We start from the raw sequence: 5994 nt of genomic DNA on the forward strand, positions 1-5994 counted from the left end.
GCGGCGACGTTCTCCGCGCCGAGTTCGAGGATCTTCGCTTCGAGCTGCTGCGCGCGGGCCAGGCCGAATGCTTCCGGCGTTTCGCCGGCTGCTGCTTCGCCGAAGAAATACGGCTGGTCGATGTGCACGATGTTCTCGACCTTCGACGGCATCTGCTCGTGCATGTAGCCCATCCCGCCTAGCGTGCCGCCCGCGATCGTCGAGCCGTGATAGCCGTTCTTGCGCGAGATCACATACTTCTTCTGCGGCTGCCCCTGCACGCGCCAGTACTGGTGCACGAGGCGCAACACGGTGTCGTTGCCCTCCGAGCCGCTGTTGCAATAGAAGAAGTGGTTGAAGCCCTTTGGCGTGACTTCCGCGAGCATTGCGGAAAGCTCGATCACCGGCGGGTGCGTGGTCTTGAAGAACGTGTTGTAGAACGGCAGTTCCTGGAGCTGGCGATACGCGGCGTCGGCGAGTGCCTTGCAGCCGTAGCCGACGTTCACGCACCAGAGACCGGCCATTCCGTCGATGATCTTGTTGCCGTCCGAATCCCACAGGTAGACGCCGTCGGCCTTCACGATCACGCGGCTGCCCGCGCGGTTCAGCGCGCCCATGTCGGAGAACGGGTGGATGTGGTGTGCGGCGTCGAGCGCGCGGTAATCCGCGGTCGAATGGGGTGAGAAGGCTTCGTTTCGATCGGTCATGCTTCCTCCGGATAACAGTGCCGCACGCTCACACGTGCAGCAGCAGATGCCTGCGTTCCCACGAACTGATCACGCGGAAGAACGCTTCATATTCGGTGTCCTTCAGCGCCAGGTACGCTTTCACGAACTTGTCGCCAAGAATACCGGCCAGCGGCGTGCACGCCGCCATCAGCGAGATGCCCTCCTCGAGATTGCGCGGCAGCTGATACGGCAGGTTGTAGCCGTCCGACGCGATCGGCTCGGTCGGTGCAAGCTGTTGCGTCAAGCCGAGATAGCCGGCGGCGAGCGTCGCCGCGAACGCGAGGTACGGATTGCAGTCGACGCCCGGAATCCGGTTCTCGATGCGGCGTGCCGACGGGCCCGACTGCGGGATGCGGAAGCCGACCGTGCGGTTGTCGTAGCCCCACTGCACGTTGATCGGCGCGGCCATGAAACGCGACAGGCGGCGATACGAGTTGATGTACGGCGCGAAGATCGGCATCAGGGCGGGCGTGTACTTCTGCAGCCCCGCGAGATAGCTGTGGAACATCGGCGACACGGCACCGTCTTCGTCGGAGAACAGGTTGCGCCCCGTGCGCGCGTCGGCCAGGCTCTGGTGGATGTGCATCGCGGAGCCCGGCTCGTCCTGCATCGGCTTCGCCATGAAGGTCGCGTACATGTTGTGGCGCAGCGCCGCCTCGCGCACCGTGCGCTTGAACAGGAACACCTGGTCGGCCAGCGACAGCGCATCGCCGTGTACGAAGTTGATCTCCATCTGCGCGGCACCGACCTCGTGAATCAGCGTCTCGATATCGAGCCCCTGCATCTCGCAGTATTCGTAGATGTCCTCGAACAACGAATCGAACTCGTTCACGGCTTCGATCGAATACGACTGCCGGCCGGTCTCCGCGCGCCCGGTACGCCCGACCGGCGGACGCAGCGGCAGGTCGGGATCCGCGTTCATGTCGACGAGATAGAACTCGAGCTCGGGCGCGACGACCGGTTGCCAGCCTTTCGCCTTGTACAGATCGAGCACGCGTCGCAGCACGTAGCGCGGCGAAATCTCGACCGGCGAGCCGTCAAAGTGCACGCAGTCGTGGATCACCTGCGCGGTCGGGTCGACGGCCCACGGAATCAGGCAGATCGTCGACGGATCGGGCACGCACACCATGTCGGGATCGGTCACGCCGGTCAGCGTGCCGTCCTCCGGATAGTCGCCGGTGACGGTCTGCACCATCACGGCCTGCGGCAAGCGCATCGATTCGCCGGATTCGAACTTGTTGCGCGGAATGATCTTGCCGCGCGCAATGCCGGCCATGTCGGGAATGATCGCCTCGACCTCGGTGATGCGGTGCTGTCGCAGGAATTCGCTCAGTTCGGGTTGCATGATCGGCCTCTATCAGTCGACGTCGGATGCGGCCGGCGACGGCATCGCGCCGCCGGCCGCATGAATGCGATGCGTCATGCGCGCGCGGCACGCCGCGCCGAATGCCGCGAAGATGTCGCGCGACAGCGGCTGTTCCGCGTAGCGCCATTCGGGATGCCACTGCACGCCGAGCGCGAACGCGCGCGCGCCGCGCACGCTGACGGCCTCGACCAGTCCGTCGGGCGCGCTGGCCTCGACGACGAGCCCCGCGCCGAGCTGCGCGATGCCCTGGTCGTGCAGCGAATTGACCGTCGCCTCCTGCGCACCACGCGCGACCCGCTGCAGCAGGCCGCCCGGCGCGAACTGCACGACGTGCGCCGGACCGTACTGCCGTTCGAGCGGATCGGCCGGCCGCTCGCGGTGATCGTCGAAGCCGGTCGTCGCGTGCAGCCGCTGATGCAGCGTGCCGCCGTAGGCGACGTTCAGCTCCTGCATGCCGCGACAGATCGCGAGCACGGGCACGCCCGCTTCGATCGCCGCGCGGATCAGCGGCAGCGCGGTCGCGTCGCGCGCGGGATCGTGCAGCGTATCGGGCGCGCTCGCGGCGCCGCCGTAGTGATGCGGCTCGACGTTCGAATAACTGCCGGTGAACAGCAACCCGTCGACTGCCGCGACGATCGCGTCGGCCGGCTGGTGCGCACCGAGCGCGGGCAGCACGAAGGCAAGCGCGCCGGCGCCGTCGACGAGCGCGGCCAGGTACTTCTCCCCCGCCGTGTGGTTCGGATGCGCCCCGCGCAGGATGCGGTCGGCGGTAACGGCTACGATCGGGCGCATGCGCATGGGTGTCTCTCCGGTAATCGCGCGCGACTCGTTCGCACGCGGAACGATGATGGTTCGTGCCGGCGCTGCACGCGCGCACCGTGACGCGGCGCATGCTCACACGCGATCCTGCCGCGCGGACGATGCGGCAACAGGCGGTGCGACCCGGAACGGAAGCCGAAAAGGACGCTAGGGCAACAATGACGCGCTGCCGTCGCACTGCACCGCGCTGAACACGCGCGCGGTCACGAGATTGAAGCGGCGCAGGCCGCGATGGGAAATGGCGAAGAAACGAGGTTCGCGTAAAAAGGCGGCACGCGTGCCGCGATCAGCATGCCGGATCGGCCCGGCCTGAGGCGGCGCGCCCGCCGACGGACTTCGCGTCCGGCGTATCGAAGGGCTGGCGGCTTTCACGATCGTACTCGACTGACGGATGAAGGCAGGACACGTGTCGCGATGAAGCGCATGCGGCAACGCCGCGCGGCGGCACGTCGGCAAGGTGTCTCGCAGCGCAGGGCGGCGCGGGGCAGCCACGATCGATGGCCTCACCGCCGGTGCGCGCGTGACGACTTCCTAACATTCAGCTTATATCACCTAAAAATTGCGTCAAATTTTCAGGTGCCGATGACGACATCGATCAGACGAAAGCCGGACGAAAAAAAACGGCACCGATCTCGAGGATCGATGCCGTGTTGTGCATTGCATCGGTGCAGCACGCTGCGTGCCGGCGGACCGTGACACACCTGCTCCGCCGCGCTGCCGCATCCGTGCGGCCCGGGTTCAACGATGCGCGAGCGCGGTTTCGACGAGCGTCTGCAATAGCGGCACAATCCGCGCCGCAAGCGCTTCGTCATACGCGTACGGCCGCGTCTCTTCCATGTAGGTGATTTGCGAGAGCTCGAGCTGCACGGCCTCGACGCCGGTAGCGGGCACGCCATAGTGACGCGTGATGTAGCCGCCCTTGAAGCGCCCGTTCGCGACCGCCGTATAGCCGCCGTGTTCGAGCACGCGCGCGGCCAGCGCCTCTGCCAGACCCGGTGTGGCACTCGCGCCGCTCGACGTGCCGAAGTTGAAGTCCGGCAGGCGGCCGTCGAAGAAGCGCGGCACGTGCGAGCGGATCGAATGCGCTTCCCACACGAGCACGCGACCGTGCTCGTGCTTCAGGCGCGCGACCTCGCGTTGCAGCGCGTCGTGATACGGCAGCCAGTAGCGGTCGCGGCGACGCATGATCTCGTCGTTGCCGGGCAGCGCGTCCGCCGGATACAGCGGCGCCTTGTCGAACGTATCGACCGGCACGAGCCCCGTCGTGTCCTGCCCCGGGTACAGGTTTTCGTTGTCGGGCGGACGGTTCAGGTCGACGACGTAACGCGCGTGCGACGGCACGAGGATCGATGCGCCGAGGTCGGCCGCGAAGCCGTACAGCCGTTCGAGATGCCAGTCGCAATCGTCGACGAAACGCGCATCGGCCGTCATCGTCGCGGCGATGTCGTCGGGGATGTGCGTGCCTGCGTGCGGAATCGAGATCAGCAGCGGCAGCGTGCCCTGCTTCAGCGTGAATACAGCCGGTTGTTCAGTCATGTCGCATCACCGTTGGAGGTCTGCCGGCGCACGCATGCGGCGTGCGCCGGTTGCGCGCGTCAGCGCAGCAGTTGCGCCAGCGCGGCGCGATAGTCGGCATACGCGACGGCTTCGTCGCGATGGCGGCGGCCGCTCACGACGCGCTCGCCGCCCGTGTAGACGTCGAGCACCGGCGTCTCGCCATGCTCGGCGAACACGATACCCGACAACCACGACGCGCTGTCGTGTTCGGCGACCGCCGGATGATCGGGATCGAGCACGAGCCAGTCGGCGCGGCACCCTTCGCGCAGCGCACCGACACGCCGCCCGCTGGCCTGCGCGCCGCCCGCGAGCGATGCATCGAACAGGCGATCGGCGACATGCGCCTGCGTGTCGCTCGCCAGCACGTTGCGCGCGCGGTGCACGAGCCGCTGCCCGTATTCCAGCAGGCGCAACTCCGAGCGCCAGTCGACCGACGCGTGGCTGTCCGAGCCGACACCGATCACGCCGCCCTGCGCGAGATAGTCGACGGCCGGGAACACGCCGTCGCCGAGGTTCGCCTCGGTCGTCAGGCACAGGCCGGCGACCGCGCGACGCTTCGCGAGCGCGGCCGTTTCGGCCGCGTCGACGTGCGTCGCGTGCACGAGACACCAGCGCGCATCGACGTCGAAGCGATCGAGCAGCCATTGCACCGGGCGCGCACCGTAGGCACGCACGCAGTCGTCGACTTCGGCCGTCTGCTCGGCGATATGGATATGCACGGGGGCATCGTCAGGCAGCCCTTCGAGCAGCACGCGCAACCCGTTCTCGGATACCGCCCGCAGCGAGTGCGGTGCGACGCCATAACGAAGCCCGCCGTGCTCCGGCGCCGTGCGACGCATCGCGTCGAGCAGCTCGAGCAGGCCGTCGGGCGTGTTGATGAAACGGCGCTGGTCGTCGCGCGGCGGCTTGTTGCCGAAGCCGGCGAACTGATACGACACCGGCAGCATCGTGATGCCGATGCCGGCCGCGCGCGCGGCGTCGATCACGCGCGTGCCGAGTTCCGCGATCTGCGGATAGCGCGAGCCGTCCTGCGTGTGGTGCACGTAGTGGAATTCGCACACCGACGTGTAGCCGCACTTGAGCATTTCGACATACAGCCAGCGCGCGATCGCCGCGAGCGCGTCGGGCGTGATCTTCAGCGCGAAGCGGTACATCAGGTCGCGCCAGCTCCAGAAGCTGTCGGACGGATTCGCGCGGTATTCGGTGAGCCCCGCCATCGCGCGCTGGAATGCGTGCGAATGCAGGTTCGGCATGCCGGGCAGCACCGGCCCGGCCGCACGCGCGACACCGGCGGGTGCGTCGGTGTCGGGCGTCACGCCGGTCAGCGTGCCGGCCGCGTCCCAGCGCAGCAGCACGTTACGGCGCCAGCCATCGGGCAGGTACGCATGGTCTGCAAACAACGTGGTGTCGGTCATGAGGCTATCCATTCATCCGGCGAAACACGGTCGTGCCGCCGCGTACGACCTGCTCGCACAGCGGCCGGCCGATCCAGTAGGCGAGCTCCGCCAGCGAGCCGACCGACCAGGCGGCGAAGTCGGCCTGGCG

The 5994-nt window shown here is 67.4% G+C and carries 6 protein-coding genes and 1 pseudogene; all 7 read right to left on the minus strand.

All coding sequences use genetic code 11. From position 1 onward, the window contains the following. Positions 1-686: aminotransferase class III-fold pyridoxal phosphate-dependent enzyme (locus JYJ84_RS26450; protein WP_205189643.1), on the minus strand; the 686-nt coding region annotated here is incomplete at its 3' end. Positions 687-714: 28 nt separating this feature from the next. Continuing rightward, positions 715-2052 carry a glutamine synthetase family protein gene (locus JYJ84_RS26455; RefSeq protein ID WP_175222670.1) on the minus strand — a complete coding sequence of 446 codons (1338 nt, stop codon included), beginning with the start codon at positions 2050-2052 and terminating at the stop codon, positions 715-717. Positions 2053-2064: 12 nt separating this feature from the next. Next, positions 2065-2871: a gamma-glutamyl-gamma-aminobutyrate hydrolase family protein gene (locus tag JYJ84_RS26460; protein ID WP_122945831.1), complete on the minus strand. Its 807-nt coding sequence runs from the start codon at positions 2869-2871 to the stop codon at positions 2065-2067. A gap of 168 nt (positions 2872-3039) precedes the next feature. Continuing rightward, positions 3040-3264, minus strand: a complete 225-nt coding sequence (locus JYJ84_RS26465) for a hypothetical protein (RefSeq protein WP_122946728.1) — start codon at positions 3262-3264, stop codon at positions 3040-3042. Positions 3265-3630: 366 nt separating this feature from the next. Beyond that, positions 3631-4428 carry an N-formylglutamate deformylase gene (hutG, locus tag JYJ84_RS26470; RefSeq protein WP_175222671.1) on the minus strand — a complete coding sequence of 266 codons (798 nt, stop codon included), beginning with the start codon at positions 4426-4428 and terminating at the stop codon, positions 3631-3633. A 59-nt stretch (positions 4429-4487) separates the two neighbouring features. Next, positions 4488-5864 (minus strand): formimidoylglutamate deiminase, encoded by a 1377-nt coding sequence (locus tag JYJ84_RS26475; protein ID WP_122945833.1) that lies wholly within the window; start codon positions 5862-5864, stop codon positions 4488-4490. 4 nt (positions 5865-5868) lie between these two features. After that, positions 5869-5994 (minus strand): annotated as a pseudogene (locus JYJ84_RS26480) (imidazolonepropionase); the annotation flags it as partial.

This window comes from Burkholderia sp. LMG 13014, from assembly GCF_905232215.1.
GTDB lineage: Bacteria > Pseudomonadota > Gammaproteobacteria > Burkholderiales > Burkholderiaceae > Burkholderia.

Coding starts and splice junctions, on each gene's coding strand:
- hutG (WP_175222671.1), bottom strand. CDS start 4,428: ATGACTGAACAACCGGCTGTATTCACGCTGAAGCAGGGCACGCTGCCG.
- JYJ84_RS26455 (WP_175222670.1), bottom strand. CDS start 2,052: ATGCAACCCGAACTGAGCGAATTCCTGCGACAGCACCGCATCACCGAG.
- JYJ84_RS26460 (WP_122945831.1), bottom strand. CDS start 2,871: ATGCGCATGCGCCCGATCGTAGCCGTTACCGCCGACCGCATCCTGCGC.
- JYJ84_RS26475 (WP_122945833.1), bottom strand. CDS start 5,864: ATGACCGACACCACGTTGTTTGCAGACCATGCGTACCTGCCCGATGGC.